The organism is Bradyrhizobium altum (assembly GCF_020889705.1).
Lineage (GTDB): Bacteria > Pseudomonadota > Alphaproteobacteria > Rhizobiales > Xanthobacteraceae > Bradyrhizobium > Bradyrhizobium altum.
In genome coordinates this window covers 1-21,266 of the sequence record NZ_JACMYP010000108.1, presented here as the reverse complement: position 1 = coordinate 21,266, position 21,266 = coordinate 1, and the positions used below count along the sequence as shown (strand labels likewise).

Annotated in this window: 21 protein-coding genes; 11 read left to right on the top strand and 10 right to left on the bottom strand. The window is 63.9% G+C overall.

What is annotated here, in order from left to right:
• Window positions 1–3: 3 nt before the first annotated feature.
• The 3 genes from H8B02_RS24435 to H8B02_RS24425 form a co-directional block, all read right to left on the bottom strand.
• Window positions 4–669, bottom strand: a complete 666-nt coding sequence (locus H8B02_RS24435) for a class I SAM-dependent methyltransferase (protein ID WP_229168629.1) — start codon at window positions 667–669, stop codon at window positions 4–6.
• Window positions 670–889: 220 nt separating this feature from the next.
• Complete coding sequence (locus tag H8B02_RS24430) at window positions 890–2,269, bottom strand: sensor histidine kinase (protein ID WP_229168628.1); 1,380 nt, start codon at window positions 2,267–2,269, stop codon at window positions 890–892.
• Window positions 2,266–2,940, bottom strand: a complete 675-nt coding sequence (locus H8B02_RS24425; protein WP_229168627.1) for a response regulator transcription factor — start codon at window positions 2,938–2,940, stop codon at window positions 2,266–2,268. The genes H8B02_RS24430 and H8B02_RS24425 overlap by 4 nt, the downstream gene beginning before the upstream one ends.
• 170 nt (window positions 2,941–3,110) lie before the next feature.
• Here H8B02_RS24425 and H8B02_RS24420 point away from each other — a divergent pair, with 170 nt between their 5' ends.
• On the top strand, window positions 3,111–3,437 hold the full coding sequence (locus H8B02_RS24420; protein ID WP_229168626.1) for an NIPSNAP family protein: 327 nt from the start codon (window positions 3,111–3,113) through the stop codon (window positions 3,435–3,437).
• A gap of 56 nt (window positions 3,438–3,493) precedes the next feature.
• On the opposite strand, the gene H8B02_RS24415 is transcribed toward H8B02_RS24420, so the two are convergent.
• On the bottom strand, window positions 3,494–3,829 hold the full coding sequence (locus H8B02_RS24415; RefSeq protein ID WP_229168625.1) for a PAAR domain-containing protein: 336 nt from the start codon (window positions 3,827–3,829) through the stop codon (window positions 3,494–3,496).
• A gap of 165 nt (window positions 3,830–3,994) precedes the next feature.
• Here H8B02_RS24415 and kdsA point away from each other — a divergent pair, with 165 nt between their 5' ends.
• Together kdsA and H8B02_RS24405 are read left to right on the top strand one after the other, a co-directional pair.
• Window positions 3,995–4,852 carry a 3-deoxy-8-phosphooctulonate synthase gene (gene kdsA, locus H8B02_RS24410; RefSeq protein WP_229168624.1) on the top strand — a complete coding sequence of 286 codons (858 nt, stop codon included), beginning with the start codon at window positions 3,995–3,997 and terminating at the stop codon, window positions 4,850–4,852.
• Window positions 4,853–4,867: 15 nt separating this feature from the next.
• Window positions 4,868–6,076, top strand: a complete 1,209-nt coding sequence (locus H8B02_RS24405) for an MFS transporter (protein WP_229168623.1) — start codon at window positions 4,868–4,870, stop codon at window positions 6,074–6,076.
• A gap of 1,302 nt (window positions 6,077–7,378) precedes the next feature.
• Here the strand turns inward: H8B02_RS24405 and H8B02_RS24400 are convergent.
• From H8B02_RS24400 to queF, 5 genes are all read right to left on the bottom strand, one after another.
• Window positions 7,379–7,741, bottom strand: coding sequence for a response regulator (locus H8B02_RS24400; protein WP_229168622.1), 363 nt, complete (start codon window positions 7,739–7,741; stop codon window positions 7,379–7,381).
• Between the two features lie 209 nt (window positions 7,742–7,950).
• Window positions 7,951–11,073 (bottom strand): hypothetical protein, encoded by a 3,123-nt coding sequence (locus tag H8B02_RS24395; RefSeq protein ID WP_229168621.1) that lies wholly within the window; start codon window positions 11,071–11,073, stop codon window positions 7,951–7,953.
• Between the two features lie 356 nt (window positions 11,074–11,429).
• On the bottom strand, window positions 11,430–11,726 hold the full coding sequence (locus H8B02_RS24390; protein WP_229168620.1) for an antibiotic biosynthesis monooxygenase: 297 nt from the start codon (window positions 11,724–11,726) through the stop codon (window positions 11,430–11,432).
• A 119-nt stretch (window positions 11,727–11,845) separates the two neighbouring features.
• Window positions 11,846–12,019, bottom strand: coding sequence for a DUF1059 domain-containing protein (locus tag H8B02_RS24385; protein ID WP_312001179.1), 174 nt, complete (start codon window positions 12,017–12,019; stop codon window positions 11,846–11,848).
• 313 nt (window positions 12,020–12,332) lie between these two features.
• Window positions 12,333–12,809, bottom strand: a complete 477-nt coding sequence (gene queF, locus H8B02_RS24380) for a preQ(1) synthase (protein WP_097676339.1) — start codon at window positions 12,807–12,809, stop codon at window positions 12,333–12,335.
• Window positions 12,810–12,931: 122 nt separating this feature from the next.
• Here queF and eno point away from each other — a divergent pair, with 122 nt between their 5' ends.
• Window positions 12,932–14,215 (top strand): phosphopyruvate hydratase, encoded by a 1,284-nt coding sequence (gene eno / locus H8B02_RS24375; protein ID WP_229168619.1) that lies wholly within the window; start codon window positions 12,932–12,934, stop codon window positions 14,213–14,215.
• A gap of 48 nt (window positions 14,216–14,263) precedes the next feature.
• Window positions 14,264–15,403 (top strand): zinc-binding dehydrogenase, encoded by a 1,140-nt coding sequence (locus tag H8B02_RS24370; RefSeq protein WP_229168618.1) that lies wholly within the window; start codon window positions 14,264–14,266, stop codon window positions 15,401–15,403.
• A gap of 110 nt (window positions 15,404–15,513) precedes the next feature.
• On the opposite strand, the gene H8B02_RS24365 is transcribed toward H8B02_RS24370, so the two are convergent.
• A complete protein-coding gene (locus tag H8B02_RS24365; protein WP_229168617.1) occupies window positions 15,514–16,629 on the bottom strand; it encodes a D-alanine--D-alanine ligase family protein in 1,116 nt (371 codons plus the stop codon).
• A gap of 284 nt (window positions 16,630–16,913) precedes the next feature.
• Between H8B02_RS24365 and H8B02_RS24360 the strand changes: the two genes are divergently transcribed.
• From H8B02_RS24360 to H8B02_RS24335, 6 genes are all read left to right on the top strand, one after another.
• Window positions 16,914–17,465 (top strand): NADPH-dependent FMN reductase, encoded by a 552-nt coding sequence (locus H8B02_RS24360; RefSeq protein WP_229168616.1) that lies wholly within the window; start codon window positions 16,914–16,916, stop codon window positions 17,463–17,465.
• A 166-nt stretch (window positions 17,466–17,631) separates the two neighbouring features.
• Window positions 17,632–17,949 (top strand): FtsB family cell division protein, encoded by a 318-nt coding sequence (locus H8B02_RS24355; RefSeq protein WP_092114550.1) that lies wholly within the window; start codon window positions 17,632–17,634, stop codon window positions 17,947–17,949.
• 206 nt (window positions 17,950–18,155) lie between these two features.
• On the top strand, window positions 18,156–19,175 hold the full coding sequence (gene pdhA / locus H8B02_RS24350; RefSeq protein ID WP_229168615.1) for a pyruvate dehydrogenase (acetyl-transferring) E1 component subunit alpha: 1,020 nt from the start codon (window positions 18,156–18,158) through the stop codon (window positions 19,173–19,175).
• A 45-nt stretch (window positions 19,176–19,220) separates the two neighbouring features.
• Complete coding sequence (locus H8B02_RS24345; protein ID WP_229168614.1) at window positions 19,221–20,615, top strand: pyruvate dehydrogenase complex E1 component subunit beta; 1,395 nt, start codon at window positions 19,221–19,223, stop codon at window positions 20,613–20,615.
• 5 nt (window positions 20,616–20,620) lie between these two features.
• On the top strand, window positions 20,621–20,926 hold the full coding sequence (locus H8B02_RS24340) for a DUF5076 domain-containing protein (RefSeq protein ID WP_207829689.1): 306 nt from the start codon (window positions 20,621–20,623) through the stop codon (window positions 20,924–20,926).
• Window positions 20,927–20,928: 2 nt separating this feature from the next.
• Window positions 20,929–21,266 (top strand): biotin/lipoyl-containing protein (locus tag H8B02_RS24335; protein ID WP_229168613.1); only part of this gene is annotated, 338 nt, incomplete at its 3' end.

The following is a 21,266-nucleotide window of genomic DNA, read 5'->3' as shown; positions in this document are numbered from 1 at the left end:
CCGTCACACGGCGGCGCAGTCCTTGCTGGCCCGGCGTTCCTTCTTGATCGGTGAGACGCCTGCATCGGCCGCAGGGGCGACGTCGCGCGTGATGAGCTTGTATTGCGGGCGTCGCGTCAGCCGGTAGACCGCGGCGGGCGGCACGTTGAGGATGGCGCGATCGACCAGCGTGGCGCGCAGACCGAGCCGGTCGAGGATCGGCCGCGGCACCGGGCAGCGCATGCCGTAGGTGAATTGATAGAACGCGCCATTGGGACGCATGTAGCTGAATGCGCCGCTGACGATCGATATCACCTTGCGCGGCGACATGTTGAGCAGCGGCAGTCCGCTGACCACGGCGCCGACCGGCGCGCCCTCATACAGCCGTTCCGAGGCCAGCCGCGCGGCGTCCATCCACAGCACGCGCGCACCGGGAAAGCGGAGCTGCAGCAGCCGCATGAAATCCGAACCGTATTCGATCAGCGTGAGATCCTGCTGGCGCACGCCGCGCTTCAGCAGTTGATAGGTGAAGGCGCCCGTTCCAGGACCGAGCTCCAGCACCGGACCGGTGTTGGCGCTGATGTCGCGCGTGATCAGTTCGGCGAGCGCTGTGCCCGAGGGCGCGATGGCGCCGACGCGGCCGGGGGCTGCCATCCACGCCGTGAAGAAAGACAGGAGATCATGTGACATTGGGATTCCCAGCAAAGTGTCGCCGCGCCTCGACTCGATTGCGCGGCGCGTTCTCCTCTTTGCGGGGCCTGCATTGCGACAACATTGCGCGATGTTGCTGGAGCCCGTTCCGATTGAATCGGAACGGGCTCCAGACTCTCGTCGGATGTGTTTTCTTCACGCGAGCCGGTGCCATCCCGGATCAAGTCCGGGACAGGATTCGCTCGAAAACGCGCTGGCATCACGATGCGAACGGTGCCGGCGGTAATGTGAGACGGAAGCTCGCGCCGCCCTTCGGGCCATCGAGCACGGAGACATGACCGCCATGCAGTCTTGCGATCTCGCGCACCATGTTGAGTCCGAGGCCGGCGCCGCGATCGAGCGGCGCAAGCCGATAGAACGGATCGAAGATCCGCGTGCGCTCATCCTTCGGAATGCCGTTGCCTTCATCGGTGACGTCGATTGTCGCGGCGCTGCCGACATGGATGGTGATGGTGCCGCGGCGGCCGCCATGCTGGATGGCGTTCTGCACGAGATTGGTCAGCGCACGCTCTAGCGCAGCGCGGTCGCCCAGCGTCTCGACCCGATCGGTTGCGGTATCGAGCGACAATTCGTAACCGGCCGCGATCGCGAGCGGCGCGAGGTCGGCGGCGACATTGCGCGCGACCGCGACGAGATCGACGCGGCCGAACGGATTGCGGCACTGGTCGAAACGCTGGATGTCGAGCAGCTGCTCGGCGAGCGTCGCAAGCCGTGCCGCATCCTCGAGCAGGCGGGTTTTCTCTGCCCCCGCGGGCAGCGACTCCAGTCGCGTGTTGAGGATCGCGATCGGCGTGCGCAATTCGTGCGCGGCGTCCGCGACGAAGCGCTGATGGCGCGAATAGCCGTCGTCGAGCCGCTTCAGCGCATCGTTGACGGCGCTCACCAGCGGCGCGACTTCGAGCGGCAAATGGTCGGCCGATAGCCGGCTGCCGCGCTGGCGGAAATCGATCCGGCGGGCCTCGTCGGACGCGGACTCGATGCCGGCGAAGGCGCGCCGCACCACCATCGGCGTCGCGATGAAGGTGGCGCACGCCATCAGCAACAGGCCGGGCAGGGTGCTGCCCAGGCACGTCGCCGCCATCACCAGCAGAGCCTTGGTCCCGGTCATCCGGCCTTGCGTCGCGGTGAGGATCTGGACGTTTCCGGCATCGGTGTTGACGCGCTTCAGCCGCGCCGCCGGCTTGCCCGGACTGTCCTCCAGCATCTGGTAACCGAGCCGCGCCTGGCTGATATGATCGAGGGCGTTGCCGATCCGCGCGAAATCGGGTGGCACGTCGCCTTCCGAGAGCGTGTGCCCCTCGCGGTCCCGCACGGCGAACCAGAGATCGGGAATCTCGGCGCGCAGCTTGTTGAGATCGTCGGTCGGACGCAGCACGAGTGCGCCCTGCGCATTGCGCGCGACGGCCGATTGCACGACGTCGATGACGCGATCTTCATCCCGGTTGACCAGCAGGAAGCCCGATGCCCACAGTGCGCCAAGCACCGTGAGCACCAGTCCGGTCAGCAGGGCTGCCTGCAGCGCAACCAGGCGCCAGCTCAGTTGCGAGTGCAGGCAGTAGTGATCGGCGGGTTGGCTCATGACGACTGCTTCAGCAGGTAGCCCACGCCCCGGATGCTGTGGATTTCGACGCCGGCATCGGAGTCGGCGAGCTTGCGCCGCAGCCGCGAGACGTGGGCATCGAGCGCGTTCGACTGAATCTCGTCCTCGAAATTGTAGACGGCTTCCTCGAGTGTCGCGCGCAGCACGGTGCGACCCATGCGGCGCAGCAGCGTCTCCAGCACCAGCAGCTCGCGCCGCGGCAGCTCGAGCGGGCGGCCATTGACGCTGGCCTCGCGATGGCTGCAGTCGAACGCCATCCGGCCGGCCTTGATGATCTCGAACTGCACGCCGGCGGGACGGCGCAGCACGGCGCGCAGCCGCGCCAACAGCTCCTCGACGGCGAACGGCTTGGCCAGATAATCGTCGGCGCCGCTGTCGAGGCCGGTGATGCGGTCGGCGAGGTCGCCGCGCGCGGTCAGCACGATGATCGGAACGCCATCGGCCTTGGCGCGCAGCTTCGGGATCAGCGTGAGGCCATCGCCGTCGGGAAGCTGGCGGTCGAGCAGGACGGCGCCGTGCACGTCCGCGGAAATCGCTTCCTCGGCCTCGGCAAGGGTCGGCACGTGATCGACGACCATGTCGTAGCCCTTCAGCGCCTGTGACAGCGCCGCCGCCATTTCGGCCTCGTCTTCAACCAGCAGTATCCGCATGTGCTTTTGGGTCCAGTTCCCGTACGGCCGGTTGTAGGGCAAGTAACATTGCAACAACATTGCGGAAATGGCCGCCTGTCGCGAGCAGGGGTGCCATGTTGTCACCCCCTCAAGACAGTCCGGAAGGCGCTGGTTATAACCGCCCGCACAGAAATCTGGGAGGACTGCCAATGATCTACGAGACCCGCGTCTATCGCTGCCTGCCGGGCCGGCTGCCGGCGCTGCTGAAGCGCTTCGAGACCATCACGCTGAAGCTGTGGGACAAGCACGGCATCAAGCAGGCCGGCTTCTTCACGACGCTGGTCGGTGAATCCAACCAGGAACTGACCTATCTGCTGGCCTGGGAATCGCTCGCCGAGCGCGAGAAGAAGTGGACCGCGTTCGTGACCGATCCGGAATGGATCACCGCGCGCGCCAAGACCGAGGAGGACGGCCAGATCGTCCTCAACATCGTCAACCAGCTGTTGGTGCCGACGTCGTTCTCGGCGGTCAAGTGACGCGGTAGCGATCGGGGCGCGATGACGAGCCCTCGTCGCGCCCGATCACCGGACAGTTATTGCGGGCAGCCCGACGTCTGATCGCCTTGGGTCACCATCGGCTTGCCATTGATGAAGACGCCGTGGCTGCCTGAGGTCGTCTTGCCGCCGCAATGCGTGCGATCGCCCATCACCACGGCCGGCTTGCCGTTGATCAGGACGTTGGGTACGCCCTCGACGAGTGGGCCGCCATTGCTGGTGGTGTCGCCGCTGCGCGCGGCCGGCTTGCCGTTGACGGTGACGCCTGCGGCGCCGCCGGTGACGACGCCAGGCTGGCTGCTGGTCTGGGCGTGCGCCAGGCCCGGCATCGCCGACAGGGCGGTCACAGCTCCGATCACAACCGATATGCGCATTTCGTTCCTCATGGGAATCCGTTCCGCAACAACTTATAGGAGCGGTTGGGGCAGGATTGTGATAGCACGGCGCACCCACCGCGTCAGCGCAACCCCCTCATCGTGCCGGATGGCTTGATCCCTCGGGCGCGGGATTGCATGGTCGCCGGCAAAAGGATGCAGCATTTGACCAATCAGGTTTCCGCGCCAGCCGCCGCGCCGATCGTTGCCGTCGGATCGGCCAAATTCGGCAACGCCTTGCCGATCTCGATCATCGCCGGTCCCTGCCAGCTCGAGAGCCGCGCGCATGCGCTCGAAGTGGCGTCCGCACTGAAGGAGATCGCGGCCAGGCTCAAGATCGGGCTGGTGTACAAGACCTCGTTCGACAAGGCGAACCGCACCAGCGCGTCGGCCGCGCGCGGCATCGGGTTGAAGCAGGCGCTGCCGATCTTCGCCGAGATCCGTTCTTCGCTCGGGCTGCCCGTGCTGACCGACGTGCATGAACCCGACCAGTGCGCTGAGGCGGCGCAGGCGGTCGACGTGCTGCAGATCCCGGCCTTCCTGTGCCGGCAGACCGATCTCCTGCTGGCTGCGGCCGCGACCGGCAAGGTCGTCAACGTCAAGAAGGGCCAGTTCCTGGCGCCATGGGACATGGCGAATGTGGCCAGCAAGATCACCGGCGCCGGCAATGCCAATGTGCTGGTCACCGAGCGCGGCGCGTCGTTCGGCTACAACACGCTGGTGTCAGACATGCGCGCGTTGCCGATCCTGGCGCGCACCACCGGCGCGCCTGTGATCTTCGACGCCACCCATTCGGTGCAGCAGCCGGGCGGCAAGGGCACGTCCTCGGGCGGCGAACGCGAATTCGTACCGGTGCTGGCGCGCGCCGCGGTCGCGGTCGGCGTCGCCGGCGTGTTCATCGAGACCCATCCCGATCCGGATCACGCGCCGTCCGACGGTCCCAACATGGTGCCGCTCCGCGACTTCGAATCCCTCGTCAAGCGGCTGATGCAGTTCGACGCGCTCGCCAAGACGGCAGCCTGATCGGCGGATAACGACATGACCGCAACGAGCGGCATGCCGCCGGCCCTCAATGTCATCACGCTGGCGACCTTCGCGGCGAGCCTGTCGGTGCGCGCACTCGATCCGGTGCTGCCGCATGTCGCGGAGGATTTTGGCGTCAGCATCGCGACCGCGGCGAGCTTCGCTGCGGTGTTCGCCTTCACCTTTGCTGCGGTCCAGCCGGCGATCGGCGCCGCCGCCGATTTGTTCGGCAAGGCGCGGCTGATGACGATCTGCCTCGTCCTGCTCGGCGTCGCCAACATCCTTGGCGCACTCTCGACTTCGTTCCCGATGCTGTTCGTGACCCGCGTCCTCGCCGGCATCGGCTCGGGCGGCGTGTTTCCGGTGGCGCTGTCGCTGACCAGCGATCTCGTCGGCCCCGACAAGCGGCAGCTTGCGATCGGGCGAACGCTCGCAGGCTCGATGACCGGCAACCTGCTCGGCGCCACGGCCTCCGGTCTGATCGGCGATTTCCTCGGCTGGCGCGGTGTGCTCGCCGTGCTCGGCGGCCTCGTGATCGTCGTAGCACTGGCGGTTGCGGCCGGCTTCCGCGGCGCTGCGTTGAACCGTCCGCCGCGCACAAGCCTGAAGGCGCTGCGTCACGGCTATCGCACCATCTTCACCAATCCGAACGCGCGGATCTGCTATTCGGCGGTCTTCATCGAAGGCTGCTGCGTGCTCGGGCTGTTTCCCTTCATCGCCTCGTTCCTGTTCGAACTCGGCGAGACCTCGCTGTCGATCGCCGGCATCGTGATCGCGGGCTTTGCGATCGGCGGATTGCTCTACACGCTGACGGTGGCGCGCCTGCTGCCGTTGATCGGCGTGAGGGGCATGATGGTCGTCGGCGCAACGCTGGTCGGGATCCAGCTGGTCGGCGTCGCCTTCGGGCCGCATTGGAAGCTGCAGATGGCCGGCCTCCTGGTGATGGGCCTCGGCTTCTACATGATCCATGGCTGCCTGCAGGTGTTCGCCAGCGAGCTGTCGGTCGAGGCGCGCGCCACCGCGCTGTCGCTGCACTCGTTCTTCTTTTTCATGGGGCAGACCGTCGGCCCGATCGCCTATGGCTTCGGCCTGCAACATGCCGGCAAGACCGCGACGCTCGTTTCCGCCGCCGCCGTGATGGTCGTGCTCGGCTTCATCTGCGCGAGATTCCTGAAGCAGCGGCGACCGGCCGATGCCGACCTGCGCCCGGACGTCGAGCCCTAGCGATCCCTCAGGTCATGGACACATAAGCATCAGGGCATTGTGTCGCTCAGTCGCCTTAGTGCTCGCTATTCAAACAAGATGCGCGTAGCGTGCCCTATCACCGTGCTTCCAACGCGGCCTCTAGCGGTGACCGAGGGTAACGAACGCTCCCGCCGTGGTGATGAAGGAGCGTGCGCGTTGTCCGGATGTCGCTTGACCCGACTGAATTGTGCCGCCGGTCATCGTGCCGCTGTTTCTTCTGCTCTGCTTGGTCGCTGTGGTCGTCTGGCGTGGTTAGCGCGCCGGAGCTGCAATATCTCGTCAGTGGCGATAATCAGCCCCACCATTAACGTGATCATGGCAAAGCTCGACACCGAAGCCTGATCAACGTCGCTCCAACAAGGCAATATTGACCCATGGTCGCGCGCGATAGATGGACCGTAGACCTGGAGTGCCCGCGCTGCGGGAGCATCGACGTAGCTATTCTGTCTCAGGCGGATGGCTATGCTTATGTGAGAGGCGAGAGCGGTACGCGCGCTGACCATGTGCCAGCCGGCTTCGCTTGCATTGATCCGGATGTCTGCTGCTTTCAGTGTTTGAAATGCCAGGTGCGGATACCGTGATATCGAATGTCCCTGCAAGGCCGCTTCAATGGTGGTCTCGGCCTTGAAAGAAACATCCGTCAGTGTTCAGACCGGATGTCCGACCTCATCGCTCTTGATCGTGGCCCTATCGCTGCCAGCCGGATCGGCGTATGCTTCCGGCATCGCCGCCCGGCCCGTGGCTTCTATCGGTGATGAGAACGCCGGTCGCGCTTTCGCCCCACCCTGGGAGCAGCGCAGCCAAATGATCAGTTTACCTCACATTTCAGTATATTTTTCCTGCGAGAGCTGTGGCGCCACATATGAGGCTTCACAGGATCGCAATGATCGCAGTGGAAAGTTTCACTGCGCTCACTGCGCCACATTGGTGCATCAATGGTCGGGCACTTTTAGCTATTTGGGCTGGCGATTGTTCCGCACGTCCGCCCAGCTGTCATGATCGGTCATTGCATCCTTTGTGATGACACGCGCTGGGTCTGTGAGAGCCACGAGGATCAGCCATGGACAGGTCCCGACGCCTGCACGTGTTGTGGGGCCGGGTCGCCATGTCCTCATTGCAATAAGCCTGAAGGCGAGGCGCGGCTGCCGCGCGGCTTTCGCAACATGTTCGACAACGGAGCCGAGTCATGACAGGCCGTATATCCTGACCTCGGGCGCATTGATCGCATGCCGGACCGCAGCAACCAATTGGCGTCCAGGCAACGCCGGCGCGCAATCCCCACTATTGGTCAGCCGTAACCTGCCGGAGGTGCATCCCGACGTCGGCGAGGCTGTACGGCTTGGCAATGAAATGACCGCCGGCCGGGAGGTCGTCGAGGGTTACGTCGGTGGCTGACGTGGCAATGATCGCAATCGGCGGCCAACGATGGCGAACGACATGCGCAAGCCTCAAGCCGTCAATTGAGCCGGGCATCTGGATATCGGTGAAAATCACCCGGATGTCGTCACGCGTTTCAAGGATCGCTATCGCGTCATCGGCGTTCCTGGCTTCAATGGAGTGGAACCCAGCGGCCTCGACCATGTCAGCTGCCTGCATGCGGATCAGGAAATCGTCTTCGACGACGAGAACGGCCGAGCGTGTCATCGAATGTGCAAGCCCGGTTGTGATTTGCGTGGGACGCAAATTGACCTAGGCCAATTCGGCATTGGTGGCTCAGTTCCTGTTGGCTACTCAACAATCTCGCTTCGCCACGGCAGACGCGCCCGGCGGACGCGCTCGCGAGCCGCTCAGAGTGAGCGGTGCTGCGAGAGGAACCTTGCATCCCCTCGCAGCCCATCATGGGTTTCCGACCGCTAGATCAGATGGAAGGTGTGCATGCCCATCGCGGCAAAGATCGCCGAAACGTCGTGCTCCACCTCAGGGCCGCCATGCGCCGATTGGGAGGCATCGGACGCAAGCTGCGCAAGCGTGTCCGCGGCTGAGGCACCTCCCAAGAAGCCGTGCGGGGCGTTGTTGGCCGCATCGCCGGTGTGGCCGCCACTGGCAAATGCGAAGCCATCGCCGGCGGCACTGACCCATGGGCCGCCATGGTCGGCCGCAACCGGAGCCGGCGAGGGATCGGGCGTGAAGCTGACGCCATGCGGCGAACTGAAGTTGAATCCCGGCGCGTTGTCGGCGGACAGCAGCGGCGTGAAGGTGCCGGTGTGCGGGTCGACCTGACCGAACGCCTTCAGGCTCCCAACCGAGGCGTAGAAATCGTCGGGGTTCAACCCTGTTGCGTGGAACGAAAAGACCTTGTTGGTCGCCGTATCGGTCAGCGTGAAGGTGCCGGATTTGGCTCCCGGCTCGATGACGTCGTCAAGGCCGGCCTTGGCGCCGACGCCGGCTATCGGCGTGAATGACACCAATTGGTGGGTGGTTCCGGGGGCCTTGATGTCGATGATGGTGCCGTCGTCGCCGCTCGACAGCAATAGGTCGCCATTTGGCGCAAGCTTCAGCGAGTCGGGATCGTTTTGCGGGACGACCTCCATCTTGCCGGTCACGGTGTCGAGTCCGGTCGCGCCGAATTCGAGGATCGGCTTGGTGGTCAGCGTGCCGGTCGGATGATCGCCGTTGAGCAACTGGACCACGGTCGCATCGCCCGGATTGACCGGATTGGTGAAGCTCAGGAACACCTTGTCGCCCTTGAATACGACGTCGTCATAGCCACGGCTGGCCGACGAATCGGCGTAGCTGAGCGGTGCCGAGACCGCATGCGTCTCCGGGTTGATCAGCGTCAGGGTGGGATTGCCATCCTGGTTTTGCAACGCCCAGATATCGCCCGTCACCGGGTTGTATTTCAGGCCATCGACTGATCCTGACAGCGAGTAGCTGAACTCGATGTCGCCGTGCTTGTCATACTGGACGATCGTGCTCGAGCCGCCGGCGCCGGTCGAATCCGCGCCATTGCCGTACTCGACGAAGGTCGAGCCGTGTGCGGTGGTGACGGAATCCGGTTGGGTCGATCCGTCGGTGGGAGCCTGGAAGGTCTTGACGCTGTCGATATGCGGAAACGGCGCCGCGTCCTTGTCGGGGACGAACACCACGCCATGCGGCGAGCCGAAGCTGAAGCCCGGTGCGTTGTCCTGCGAGACCAGTGCGGTGAACGCACCGGTGTTCTCGTCGACTTGACCAAAGGCACCGAGCGCACCGACGGATGCATAGTAAGCGTTGGGATCGAGGTCGCTCACATGCACCGACAGGACGTGGCCGTCCTTTGCGTCAGAGATGTAGAACGTGCCCGACGTCGCGTTCGGCTTGATGACATCGTCGAGGCCAGCATTGCCGATCGAGCCCGCAGGAATTCCCCGGATCGGGGTGAAGGCAATCGCCTGCTTGGAGGTGCCGGGATTCTGGATATCGATGATCGCGCCATCGGCGTTGCTGGAGAAGATGAGGTCGCCATTGGCGGCGAGCTTCAGCGAATCCGGATCGGTCTGCGGCACCAGCTCCATCTTGCCGGTGACGGTGTCGTAGCCGATCGCGCCGTCGAGCAGCACGGGAGCGGTGGTGAGAAGGTCGCCGGGCTTCGGGCTGGTGCCGTTCAGCAATTTGACGATGGTCGGATCGCCGTTTCCGGTCGGGTTGGTGTAGCTCAGGAACACTTCGTTGCCCTTGAACACCACGTCGTCATAGCCGCGCGAGGTAGACGGATTGGCGTAGTTGAAGTGAGCCGTCACTGTCTGGGCGTTGGGATCGATCAGCGACAGCGAGGAACGGCCGTCCTGGTTTTGCAACGCCCACACCATTCCGGTTTCGGGATTGTACTTCAGTCCGTCGACCGATCCCTCGATCGAATAGGCGTGCACGAAATGACCGGCGTGATCATACTGGATGATCGTGCTGTCGCCGGGCACCGCTCCAGTCGAGTCGACGCCGTTGCCGTACTCCACGAACACATACTTGCCGGCGATCGTGATCGAGTCGAGCCCGGTCACCCCGTTTGGGGCGCTGGCGAAGGTATGGATCGCATCGACATGCGCCACCTGCGGCGCATTCTTGTCGGGAATGAAGAGCAGGCCGTGCGCGGCGGAAAAATTTGGCCCGGTGACGATCGGCGTGAAGGCGCCGGTGGTCGGATCGACCTGGCCAAAGCCGCCGAGACGGGCAACCGCGGCGTAGTAGTCGTTGGTGTTGAGGCCGCTGGCGTGGAATGAGTAGACGTTCCCTGATTTCGTGTCGGTCATGTAGAACGTGCCCGCCGTCGCAGTCGGCTTGATCACGTCATCGAGGCCGGCATTGCCGACGGAGGCCGCCGGGATTCCGGCGATCGGCGTGAACGAAATCGCCTGGCTGGCCGTTCCGGGGTGCTGAATATCGATGATCGAGCCGTCGGCTGCGCTGGAGAAGATCAGATCGCCATTGGCGGCGAGCTTCAGTGAATCCGGATCAGACTGCGGAACGAGCTCGGTCTTGCCGGTCACCGTGTCGAGGCCGGTGGCGCCGTCGCTCAGGATCGTCGTCGTCAGCAGTGTGCCGCTCGGATGGTCGCCGTTCAGCAATTCCACCAGCGTCGGATCGCCGGCGCCGTTCGGATTGGTGTAGCTCAGGAAGACCCTGTTGCCGTCGAACACGACGTCATCGTAGCCGCTGGTCGCGGAGGGATTGGCAAAACTCAGCGGACCGGTCACCTTGTGAGTGACGGGATCGATCACCGTCAGCGTGGAGTTTCCATCCTGGTTCTGCAGCGCCCAGATCTGCCCGGTGTAAGGGTTGTATTTCAGTCCGTCGACCGACCCGGCGATCGTGTAGGTCCGCTCGACCTTGCCGCTGTTGTCGTATTGCACGATCGTGCTCGAGCCGCCGGCACCGGTCGAATCCGCGCCATTGCCGTATTCGACGAAGATCGTTCCGTTTGCTGTCGTGATGGAATCCGGAGCCGTCGCGCCAATCGATGTCCCCGACGCGAACGTCTTCATCCCGCTGATCGTAACCATGTCGATCCTCCATGGGTTTGCAATGTTTGGAAACGGGAGGAAACGCTCGGTGGACGACGTGTATGTGACGATTGGCCGCGCGAATTTTTGCAACGATGGCGGAACCTTTTCGCGATTGCGAATCGTCCCGATAGCTCAAGCGCTTTCGCGCGTGTTCCGCGCGCATCACGAAAGTGTTGCTGCGAAAATCAGCACGGCAAGACCGCGACGCTGGTTTCGGCGGTCGCGATGGTCGTGCTCGGCTTCATCTGAGCGAGATTCCTGAAGCAGCGGCGTCCGGCCGATGCCGACGCTCGGCCAGACGTCGAGCCCTGGCGATCCCTCAGGTCATCTCGGCCCGCTTATTCCCACAACCGTTATTTCAGGGATGAGATGACCGGACCCGCAACCGGATCGGTTACGCCGAGACCGTTGCCGAGATCTTCGAGCGTGTCGCGAAAAGAATTTAGGGTGGAAATCATGGCTGGCCGCGCCTCGATGCACGCGTCCATATCTTGCCACTCAGCGATAATGCAGTAGGAACGGTCACCGGTTTTAATAATGCTGGCATGCAATAAACCCGGCCAGGTTGCTCCAATTGTCTTGTGAGCGTCCAAGAACTCTTGATCGCGCCCCGGCTTCACTCGAAAACGCACAGCATTGAAGGCGGTCACCGTCTTCTCCCAAAGCACTGAGACGCTCCCGTAGAGGAAGCGCGCTTACGTGGGTCGCGCAGCTTGAAAGCGCATGCATTCACTTCCGCTTCGTGGCGGTCACGGACCGATTGGCCCGCCTACTGGGTCTTTATCATCTTCGCCAATTCATGGCGCAATTCTGGACTATCTTGATGGCCATGCACCGCGACAGCGTGTTGTACCGCTGCTTCCAGAAGCTCCTTTTGAGTATCAGCTGAAATCGCGATCGTGCAGTTCATCTCACTTGGGTAATCTCGGCAATCCAAAAACATTCTACCCAAATCTGCCTCCGTCAATACGAGTATACTATTCGCCGTGCTGAACTACTCCCACTCACGATAATGCCCGCGTCTGCTCACTATGCCTGACTTCTTCAAATGATAGCTCACGGCCGGCCAGCTTAGCCGCCGCCTACAACGAGCGTGTCAATCGTGGTCGCTTCAACCACGTGGAGCAGGCATGCTCGAACATATCATACATCGAAGGGAGCGCCATGTCAGTTCCCGGGCCCAAGGCCGACATGCATGTCGGCTTTTGCGCCGGCTTCCAAGGCTTAGCAGACGTGGCGAACGGAAGGGGCCCGACCTAACCCCGCCCGCGATAAGTCGCGACGCCCTGATCGGGAACCCAGAGGCCCTTCGGCAGCCTTCCGGTCTGGAAGAACACGTCGATCGGGATGCCGCCGCGCGGGTACCAGTAGCCGCCGATGCGCAGCCATTTCGGCTTGATCTCGTCTGATATCCGCCGGCCGATCATGACCGTGCAATCCTCATGGAATGCGCCGTGATTGCGGAAGCTCGCGGCGAACAGCTTCAGCGATTTGGATTCCAGGAGCCAGCGGCCCGGCACATAGTCGATCACCAGATGCGCGAAATCCGGTTGGCCGGTCACCGGGCAGATCGAAGTGAATTCCGGCACCGTGAAGCGTACCAGATAATCGGTACCAGCCTGCGGATTGGGCACGCGGTCGAGCCGCGCCTTTTCCGGCGCGTCGGGCCATTCCACCGCACGGCCGAGTTGCAGGCCGGGGGAGGTCGTTGATTTGCTGGATTTCTTCGCCATTCGGGGTCTCCGTGGGGGTCTCCTAGCCTATGATCGGGCGTCCGTCACCCGGCCTTTTCCCCCTCGATGCATTGCGCTAGAAGCACCGCCATCCGACCCCCTCACTGCCACAAGAGGTACTCATGACTGACATCGTCGACATCATCGGCCGCGAAATCCTGGATAGCCGCGGCAACCCCACGGTCGAGGTCGATGTGGTGCTGGAGGATGGGTCAATCGGCCGCGCGGCGGTGCCGTCGGGCGCGTCCACTGGCGCCCATGAGGCGGTGGAACTGCGCGACGGCGACAAGTCGCGCTATCTCGGCAAGGGCGTGGAAAAGGCGGTTGCCGCCGTCAATGGCGAGATCTTCGAGGCGCTCAGCGACCAGGCCGTCGAGGAGCAGGTCGCAATCGACCAGATCATGATCGAGCTCGACGGCACGCCGAACAAGAGCCGGCTTGGCGCCAACGCCATCCTCGGCGTCTCGCTGGCCTGCGCCAAGGCCGCCGCCGAATCCTTCGACATGCCGCTGTATCGTTATGTCGGCGGCACCTCGGCGCGGACGCTGCCGGTGCCGATGATGAACATCATCAATGGCGGCGTGCATGCCGACAACCCGATCGACTTCCAGGAATTCATGATCCTGCCGGTCGGTGCCACGTCATTTGCCGAAGCGCTGCGTTGCGGTTCGGAGATCTTCCACACGTTGCGTGGCGAATTGAAGAAGGCCGGCCACAACACCAATGTCGGCGACGAGGGTGGCTTCGCACCGAACCTGCCGTCGGCTGACGCCGCGCTCGAGTTTGTCATGAACGCGATCGGCACGGCCGGCTACAGGGCGGGCGACGACGTCGTGCTCGGCCTCGACTGCGCCTCCACCGAATTCTTCAAGGAAGGGGCCTACGTCTACGGCGGCGAGAACAAGACCCGCTCGCGTTCGGAGCAGGTGAAGTATCTCGCCGATCTCGTCGCCCGCTATCCGATCGTCACCATCGAGGACGGCATGTCGGAAGACGACATGGACGGCTGGAAGGAATTGACGGATGCGATCGGCAAGAAGTGCCAGCTGGTCGGCGACGATTTGTTCGTCACCAACGTCACGCGGCTTGCCGACGGCATCAAGAACGGCCGCGGCAATTCGATCCTGGTCAAGGTCAACCAGATCGGCACGCTGACCGAGACGCTTGCGGCGATCGAGATGGCCTACAAGGCCGGCTACACCGCCGTGATGTCGCATCGCTCCGGCGAGACCGAGGACTCCACGATCGCCGATCTCGCGGTCGCCACCAATTGCGGACAGATCAAGACCGGCTCGCTGGCGCGCTCCGACCGCACCGCCAAGTACAACCAGCTGCTGCGCATCGAGCAGCAGCTCGGCACCCAGGCGAAATACGCGGGCAGGGCGGCCTTGAAGGCGCTGGCCTAGCGCCCCAACTGATCGGAACTGAACAAGACGCAAAAAAGGGAGGTCGGGATGAGTGACGGCAAGAGCGGTCTGCAGCTGCGTTCGCTGCTCAAGAAGGATGGCGAACTGGAATTGTCGCTGGTCAATGTCCCGACCCCCGAGCCCGGTCCCGACGAGGTCGTGGTCCGGGTCGAGGCGACCCCGATCAACCCGTCCGACCTCGGGCTCCTGATCGGCCCGGCCAACATGGCGGCGGCAAAGGTCACCGGCAGCAAGGAATTGCCTGTGGTGACCGCGCGCGTGCCGGAAGCGGCATTGCCCGGCCTCGCCGCGCGGCTCGACGAGTCGATGCCGGTCGGCAATGAAGGCGCCGGTGTCGTCATCAGGACCGGCTCATCGGACGCGGCGAAAGCGCTGATGGGCCGCACCGTCGCGATGATCGGCGGCGCGATGTATGCGCAATACCGCACGCTGCGCGTCAACGAATGCCTGCCGCTGCCCGACGGCACCACGCCGGCGGATGGCGCGTCCTGCTTCGTCAATCCGCTGACCGCGCTCGGCATGACCGAGACGATGCGGCGCGAGGGGCACAAGGCGTTGGTGCACACGGCGGCGGCGTCGAACCTCGGCCAGATGCTCAACAGGATCTGCCTCAAGGACGGCATCGGCCTCGTCAACATCGTGCGCAACAAGGAGCAGGCCGACATCCTGCACAAGATCGGCGCCAAGCATGTCGTCGATTCCAGCGCGCCCGATTTCATGGACAAGCTCACCGGCGCGCTGGTCGAGACCGGCGCGACCATCGCCTTCGATGCGATCGGCGGCGGCAAGCTCGCCGGCCAGATCCTGGTCGCGATGGAAACCGCGATCAACAAGACCGCCAAGGTCTACAGCCGCTACGGCTCGAATGTGCACAAGCAGGTCTATGTCTATGGCGGCCTCGATACTCGCGACATAGAGCTCCCGCGCGGCTTCGGCATGGCCTGGGGCATCGGCGGCTGGCTGCTGTTCCCGTTCCTGATGAAGATCGGTCCGGAGGCCGGCAACAAGCTGCGCCAGCGCGTGGTGGCCGAGTTGAAGACGACCTTCGCCAGCCACTACACCAAGGTGGTGTCGCTGCAGGAGACCCTGCAGCTCGACAACATCGCGGTCTACGGCAAGCGCGCCACCGGCGAGAAATTCCTGATCAATCCGAACAAGGGCGCGTAACGAACCGCGGCTAGAGCATTCGGTTCTGATGAATCAGAACCGAAGCTCCTGCTTCTTGCATTGACGCGTTTTCTTCACGCGAACCGGCAGCCACTTCGCTCGAAAACGCTCTACTCGCGCTCGAATGCCAGCTTCCTGGAGCGTTTGTGACGCTCCAGGGCGTGGCCGATCAGGACATCCATCAGCTCGGATTGCGGCAGGCCGCTGGCCTCCCACAGCCGCGGATACATGCTGATATTGGTGAAGCCGGGCAGGGTGTTCGCCTCGTTCACGAAGGCCTGCTCGCCATGGAGGAAGAAGTCGATCCGCGCCATGCCTTCGCAGCCGAGCACGCCGAATGTCTTGATGGCGAGCTCCCTGATGGTTTCGGCAACGGCAGCCGGCACGTCGGCCGGCACCTGCAGCAGCGCGCCATCCGCATCAAGATACTTCGCGTCGTAGGAATAGAAGCCGTGCTTGTGGGACGGAACGATCTCGCCGAGCTGGGAGGCACGGACGCGGCCCTCGGCATCCTCGAGCACGGAGCATTCGACCTCCCGGATCGGCGCGACACCGCGCTCGATCAGGATTTTGGTGTCGAAGCGGAACGCCAGTCTGCAGCCGGCCTCGAACTCCTCCGCGGTGCGCGCCCTCGACACGCCGACCGATGATCCCATGTTGGCGGGCTTGACGAAGACCTCCTGCGACCCCAGTGCCCTGACCGCGTCGTCGTAGCTGGTGGGGGCCACGGCCGACATCGCGACAAAGGGAACGATCGGCAAGCCCGCTTCGCGCATCAGGCGCTTGGCGACGTCCTTGTCCATGCCGGCCGCCGAGCCCATCACGCGCGAGCCGACATAGGCGACATCGGACAATTCCAGCGCACCCTGCACCGTGCCATCCTCGCCGTTCGGGCCATGCAGGACCGGGAAGACGACATCGAATGCCGGCAATTCCGCTGGTCCCGCCGCCGCTCCCTGAAGCACCACGACGCGGCCCTGTCCGCCCGGCAGCAAGGCGAGTTGCGGTCCCTGATCCGGAATGGTCAGCGCGCCGCTCCCCGTGCCGGCGCCGTTTCCCGCATCGGTGACGATCCAGCGGCCGTCGCGGGTGATGCCGATCGCCGTGGCGTCATAGCGATCCGGGTCGAGCGAGCGAAGTACATTGGCGGCTGACGACCGCGAAACGTCGTGTTCGGCTGATCGCCCGCCGAACAGGATTGCAATCCGGATCTTGCGCTCTGCCATCAGCTGCTCTTCGGTCGGCTCGTTGCTGCGTGGAATCGGTACAGTATGTTTCGAGGAACGTGTCGACAATTTGCCCCCGGTAGCGCCCGACGCAGCTTTCGGGCGGAATGGCGTTCTCCCCGCGGCGAGCTGACAGCGCCTGAGCAGTGGGCCTCAGGACCGTTCGTCCAAAATTCGCGAACGCTGCGTTTCCGGAATTAGACGTTCCATGCACTTGCATCTTTCTTGGCGTGCCGGTAGGTGAAGTGCACCAGTCTTACGCGCAACCCGAGGGGAATTTTGCAATGGCCTATAACATCGTCACCATCGTCGGCAGCATCCGCAAGCAGAGCTTCTCGCTCAAGATCGCCAATGCGCTGGCCAAGCTCGCGCCGGCCTCGCTGAAGCTCGATGTGACGACCCTCGAGGGCATTTCCTTCTTCAACCAGGACCTCGAGGCGGCGCCGCCGGCGGACTGGCTCGCCTTTCGCGAGAAGCTGCAGAAGTCGAACGGCGTGCTGTTCGTGACCCCCGAATACAACCGCTCGGTTCCGGGCGTGCTGAAGAACGCGATCGACGTCGCCTCGCGGCCCTACGGCAAGAGCTCGTTCGTCGGCAAGCCGGTCGGCATCATCTCCAACTCGCCGGGCCCGCTCGGCGGGGTGAGCGCGGCGAAGCACCTGCAGAACATCCTGCCGGGCATTTCCGGCCCGATCCTCGGTCAGCCGGAAACCTATCTCAACGGCGTCGGCGATGCCTTCGACGACAAGGGCGAACTGACCAAGGAAGCGCTCAAGACGGTGTTGCAGCAGTACCTCGACGCCTTCGCCGCCTTCGTCGAAAAGCAGAACGGCTGACCCGGCGCCCCGTTCCGATTGAATCGGAGCCGGCTCCAGGCTTGTTGTTTTGACGGGTTTTCTGTGCGCGAACCGCTATCCATCCCGGATCAAGTCCGGGACGGGTTTCGCTCGAAAACGCTCTGGTTTAGCACTCCGTTAACCGCATGGCCGCATCTTCGCGGCCATGGTTTCCCGCACACGCCTCAAATCGATTCTGACCGGGCTCGCCCTCTACACGCTGGCGGCGCTGATGGTCGGCTATTTCGGCGTCAACGCCTACACCGGCAAATACGGCCTGAACGCGCGGCAGGAGCTCGACCAGGAAATCATAGCGCTGACCTCGGAGCTGGCGCGCTTGAAGAAGGAACGAGCCGAGGGCGAGCAGCGGGTGTCGCTGCTGCGGTCGGACCGGGTCGATCCCGATATGCTCGACGAGCGTGCGCGCTTCCAGCTCGACTACGCCAACCCCCGCGATCTGGTTCGGATCAACAAGGCGAACTGACACCGGCAGTGATTTTTGGACAGCGCTTGTCCGAAATTAACTCGCGCCCGTTCTTCAAATTTCAAAATTGATCGATCAACATCACAAAAATGTCGCGCCGGGTTGCAGTGCGGCATAGCAAAACTCCATCCGGCGAATGCAATCCTTCCAAGGGGATTTGAGTTGGGTTAGAGAGGGTTCTTCGACTTCTCTCACCCGGAATTGCCATGGCCACACCCAAGAAAACCGTCGCAAAGGAATCAGGGCAGGAGAAGGCCGGCTCTCCACCCGAATTCTCCAGGGAGCAGGAGCTCAAGGCACTGCGGGACATGCTGCTGATCCGGCGCTTCGAGGAGAAGGCCGGTCAGCTCTACGGCATGGGTGCGATCGGCGGCTTCTGCCATCTCTACATCGGCCAGGAAGCGGTCGTGGTCGGCATGCAGATGGCGCTGAAGCCCGGCGACGAGGTCATAACCGGCTACCGCGACCATGGCCACATGCTGGCTTGCGACATGGAAGCCAAGGGCGTGATGGCGGAATTGACCGGACGCCGCGGCGGCTATTCCCGCGGCAAGGGCGGCTCCATGCACATGTTCAGCAAGGAGAAGCATTTCTACGGCGGTCACGGAATCGTGGGCGCGCAGGTGTCGCTCGGCACCGGCCTTGCGTTCGCCAACCGCTATAGCGGCAACGATAACGTCAGCGTGACCTATTTCGGCGACGGCGCGGCCAACCAGGGCCAGGTCTACGAAAGCTTCAACATGGCGGAGCTGTGGAAGCTGCCGGTGATCTACGTCATCGAGAACAATCGCTACGCGATGGGCACCGCGGTGTCGCGCGCCTCGGCGCAGCAGGACTTCTCCAAGCGCGGCGTCTCCTTCAACATTCCCGGCAAGCAGGTCGACGGCATGGACGTGCGCGCGGTCAAGGCCGCCGCCGATGAGGCCACGGCCTGGTGCCGCGGCGGCAACGGTCCGATCATTCTCGAGATGCAGACCTACCGTTACCGCGGCCATTCGATGTCCGATCCGGCGAAGTACCGCACCCGCGAGGAGGTCGAGAAGGTTCGCCACGACCAGGACCCGATCGAGCAGGTGCGCAACCGCTTGCTGGCGGCGGGCGTGAGCGAGCAGGATTTGAAGGCGATCGACGCCGAGGTGCGCGAGATCGTCAACGCAGCCGCTGACTTCGCTCAGCACGATCCGGAGCCCGATCCGTCCGAGCTCTACACCGACATCTACCGCTGACCCCACCCGCGCAGAAGAATCTCAAGACCGATTTCGGGAGCTGATATGCCCATTCAAGTGCTGATGCCTGCGCTGTCGCCCACCATGGAGAAGGGCAACCTCGCCAAATGGCTGAAAAAGGAAGGCGAGACCATCAAGTCCGGTGACGTCATCGCCGAGATCGAGACCGACAAGGCGACGATGGAGGTCGAGGCGACGGACGAGGGCACGCTCGGCAAGATCCTGATTCCGGAAGGCACCGCCGACGTTGCGGTCAACACGCCGATCGCGACCATCCTGGCCGACGGCGAAAGCGCCGCCGACCTCGCCAAGGCACCTGCCGCACCAGTGCCGCAGCCGAAGGCCGCGGAGGCTCCTGCTGCAGAAGCGAAGGCGGAAGCGCCGCAGCCCGCGGCGAAGGTGCCGGCCGCGCCGGTCAGCGAAGCATTGCCCGACCCGGAAATTCCGGCGGGTACCGAGATGGTCACCCAGACCATTCGCGAGGCGCTGCGCGATGCGATGGCCGAGGAGATGCGGCGCGACGGCGACGTCTTCATCATGGGTGAGGAGGTCGCCGAGTATCAGGGCGCCTACAAGGTGACGCAGGGCCTGTTGCAGGAGTTCGGCGCCCGGCGCGTGATCGACACGCCGATCACCGAGCACGGCTTTGCCGGCGTCGGCGTCGGCGCCGCGATGGCCGGGCTGAAGCCGATCGTCGAGTTCATGACCTGGAATTTCGCGATGCAGGCGATCGACCAGATCATCAACTCCGCCGCCAAGACGCTGTATATGTCCGGCGGCCAGATGGGCTGCTCGATCGTGTTCCGCGGCCCGAACGGCGCCGCCGCGCGCGTTGCCGCCCAGCACAGCCAGGACTACGCCGCCTGGTACTCGCAGATCCCGGGCCTCAAGGTGATCGCGCCGTACTCGGCCGCCGACTACAAGGGCCTGCTCAAGGCCGCGATCCGCGATCCCAATCCGGTGGTCTTCCTCGAGAACGAGATGCTGTACGGCCACACCGGCGAGGTGCCGAAGCTGCCCGATTTCGTGGTGCCGATCGGCAAGGCGCGGATTGCACGCGCCGGCAAGGACGTCACCATCGTCTCCTGGGCGATGGGCATGTCCTATGCGCTGAAGGCCGCCGATGAACTCGCCAAGGAAGGTATCGAGGCCGAGGTGATCGATCTCCGCACCATCCGTCCGATGGATACCGAGACGATCATCAATTCGGTGAAGAAGACCGGCCGTGCGGTCACGGTGGAGGAGGGCTGGCAGCAGAGCGGCGTCGGCTCCGAGGTCGCGTCGCGCATCATGGAGCATGCTTTCGACTATCTCGATGCGCCGGTCGCGCGCGTCTCGGGCAAGGACGTGCCGATGCCCTATGCCGCCAACCTCGAAAAGCTCGCTCTGCCCTCCGTCGCCGAGGTGGTCGCGGCCGCCAAGGCCGTGTCCTACCGGTAACGCCGATGGCCGGTCCCAAGGAGCAGCCGCTGCCGCCCGACGTGATGGGCCGCGAGGACGCCGTCGAGGTGCTGCGCGCCTTCGTCGTCGACGGCGGCCTGTCGATCGCGTTCCAGCGCGCCTTCGAGGAGCCGGACATGTGGGGGCTGATGCTCGTCGACATCGCCCGCCACGCTGCACGCGCATATTCGCGCGAGAGCGAATACACCGAAGACGAGGCGCTCGCGCGCATCGTCGAGATGTTCGAAGCCGAAATCGCCCGGCCGACCGACATGGGCCAAACCAAACCGCGGTCGCAACAAGGTCACTGACAATGCCGATCAATATTCTCATGCCCGCGCTGTCGCCGACGATGGAAAAGGGCAACCTCGCCAAGTGGCTCAAGAAAGAGGGCGACAAGGTCAAGTCCGGCGACGTGATCGCGGAGATCGAGACCGACAAGGCGACGATGGAAGTCGAGGCGGTCGACGAAGGCACGATCGCCAGGATCCTGGTGCCCGAAGGCACCCAGGACGTGCCGGTCAACGACGTCATCGCCGTCATGGCCGGTGACGGCGAGGACGTGAAGGCGGCAGCCAGCGCCGGAGCGGGCGCTGCACCAGCCGCCAAACCCGCCGAGGCCCCGAAGCCCGCCGCTCAGGCTGCGGCTCC